Origin of the sequence: Salinispora cortesiana, from assembly GCF_000484695.1 — a bacterium.
In the GTDB taxonomy this organism is placed as follows: Bacteria; Actinomycetota; Actinomycetes; order Mycobacteriales; family Micromonosporaceae; genus Micromonospora; species Micromonospora cortesiana.
The window spans coordinates 1-2299 of sequence record NZ_AXVR01000148.1; the positions used below are offsets into that span (position 1 = coordinate 1).

The following is a 2299-nucleotide window of genomic DNA, read 5'->3' on the forward strand; positions in this document are numbered from 1 at the left end:
CCCCGCTACGCCTGCGCCAATCGCCCGGACGCTGCCGGCTCGGCCTGCGTGGGGTGAGTTGGCGGTAGCAGGACCACCACCTGACCGCCAGCGGCAGACCAGCCGGACGGCACCCGCTCGGCGGAGCCCGCCTCGTGGTAGCGGTAGTCGTCCCACCGGGTGCGGGCCCGGTCAAGCGAAACCGCGGTGGGCAGACGCATCCGCGTGCCCGAACGCGTCACCTCCCCCGGCAGCAGCGCATGACCCTGCCGGCCGCCACCCGGTTGCAGCTCCACCTCGCGGACCGCGACGGCGACCAGGTCCTGGCTGCGCCCCAACCGCAGCGGCCACACCGGCCGGCGTAGCCGACGCCGCCAATCGTCAAGGTCACCGACGAGCCAGACAGTGAGTTGCACCCCGGCAAGGAATTGCCGCCCCCGAGGAGTCGGATCCGGCTTACCGCCGGCCGCCGCCAGCGGATGGTACGTCTCCAGATCTTCTCCCCGCCCCCGCGCACGGAAGGCCATGGCGAAACGGGTGTCCGGGTCGACCCGCCCCCATCCACCGGCGGCCGCCGCCAACAGTCCACCGACGGTGGCCGGTGGCGGACACGCGAGAGTCAGCTGAACGGCGGCGTAGAGCGGGTTGCGGAACGAGGCGACCGGCGCGGTGACAGTCACCTCCAACGCGCTGACCGGCCTCCCCATCAGCGCTTTGACTCCTCGAACCAGTCGTCGTGCTCACCCTGCTCGATCCGGTCGGCCAGGGCCTGCAGCATCGTCCGCGGGTGCCCGATCATCACCTTCCCATCGGCGACCAGATCCGCCAGGTCGTTGCTCGCCTTGGCCCGCTGGTCACTCAGGAAGCCCGGTGCCCAGCCGAGGATCACCGGCGCTTCCAGCTCGTCTTCCCACGCGTGCAACTCATCCCGCAGGACGTCCGCGCGGAAGACAGTGCGCCCGTCCTGAGCGGCCAGAATGCGGGTGAACGGGTTGACCCCGCCCTTCATCGGGGCCAGCAGCAGCATTGCCGGGGTCCGGTCGCCGTAGTGCAGCGACTGCTTGGCGCCGCCCCGCAAGGCGGCAAGCGTACGCAGCAGCACCGCCGTCCGTCTGCGCCGCTCCGCGATTCCCAACCGCAGGCAGGCGGTGTCCCGGAACTGCACTTCGTCGGCTCCGGCTGCCTTGGCTTGCGCGGCTGCCGCAGCTGGCAACGCCACCTTGAGCCCGGAACCGCCGGTCTCGAACACCCCGACCCGTGGCAGATCAAGCAGCAGGTCCCCGGCCAACTCGGCGCTGTAGAACTCGTGCCAATGCAGCACCGGGTCCTCGCCCGCCGCGAACCCCCGGCTCATCGTGCCGAAATCTTCCTTCGGCTGCCGGGGCGTGACCGCGACCATCGTGCCGGTCGCCAGCACGGTGTCCCGCTGGCAGGTGCCCTTACCACCCTTGATCGCCACCATGTACCCGAACAGGTCATCGTCGAGATACCAATCCGGGCGGCCTTCCGTGTACGCCTGCTGCTTCTTATTCTTACCGGAACCCAACCAGGTCACCGGCGACCGCTTCTCCTCCGCCGGCATCGAGTCCCGCAACCACCGCCGGAACGCCTGCGCCGACACGTACGGATACACATCGCGGCCGATCCGCATCGACTTTGCCTTGCCGACGTTGTCCTCGCTCTGACCATTGTTCGGCGCACCCGCGACGACCTCGACTAACACCTTGCCCGCCAGGAAGGTCATCGTGTCTCCCTGCCCTCGACCAGGTCCTCGTCCTCCACCGCGTCCTCCTCGTCCTCGGCCAGTTCCTTGGCCGCCTGGTCCGCGTCCTGCGGCCGCCACTCGAGCTGATGCAGCTTCTCCAGCACCGCGAACAGAAACAACTCCCGGTGGAACCACGCCTGGCTGTCCAACCCGGGATCGAACAACAACTCGTACGCACGCGCGCTCACCAACGACTGTCCCGGCACCGAAGCGCCCACGCCGGCCGTCCGCGGACCATGCAACGCCCAGTCCGCCGCCTGCCGACGCAACCATCCGCGCAGCAGAGCCGACTTACGGAAAGCGGCGTAGAACTTGTTGAACTGCCCAGCGGTACCCTCGCCGAGCAGCTGACCGACCCGATCGGCCGTCGCCCGGATCTCCGCAAGATTCTCCTGGTCCATCCCCATGACCTCATCGACGTAGGACATACACAACGTCACCAGCTCAGACGTACCAGCCGGCAACCGGCCAGCGCACGCTCGCCGACTCAGCCAGCCACCGGCCGTAGCCACGATCCGGCCCGGATCCCGGAAAGCGTTCCGCGCCAGCGCGACC

Annotated in this window: 2 protein-coding genes and 1 pseudogene; all 3 read right to left on the reverse strand. The window is 69.1% G+C overall.

Annotated features, from left to right (window positions below):
* Nucleotides 1-5: 5 nt before the first annotated feature.
* Nucleotides 6-686 carry a CRISPR-associated protein Cas5 gene (gene cas5, locus K228_RS0124615; RefSeq protein WP_025620743.1) on the reverse strand — a complete coding sequence of 227 codons (681 nt, stop codon included), beginning with the start codon at nucleotides 684-686 and terminating at the stop codon, nucleotides 6-8.
* Nucleotides 686-1723, reverse strand: a complete 1038-nt coding sequence (gene cas7i, locus K228_RS0124620; RefSeq protein WP_025620744.1) for a type I-B CRISPR-associated protein Cas7/Cst2/DevR — start codon at nucleotides 1721-1723, stop codon at nucleotides 686-688. Before cas7i ends, cas5 begins: the two co-directional genes overlap by 1 nt.
* Nucleotides 1720-2299, reverse strand: a pseudogene (locus K228_RS0124625) (hypothetical protein); the annotation flags it as partial. The pseudogene K228_RS0124625 and the gene cas7i, both read right to left, overlap by 4 nt.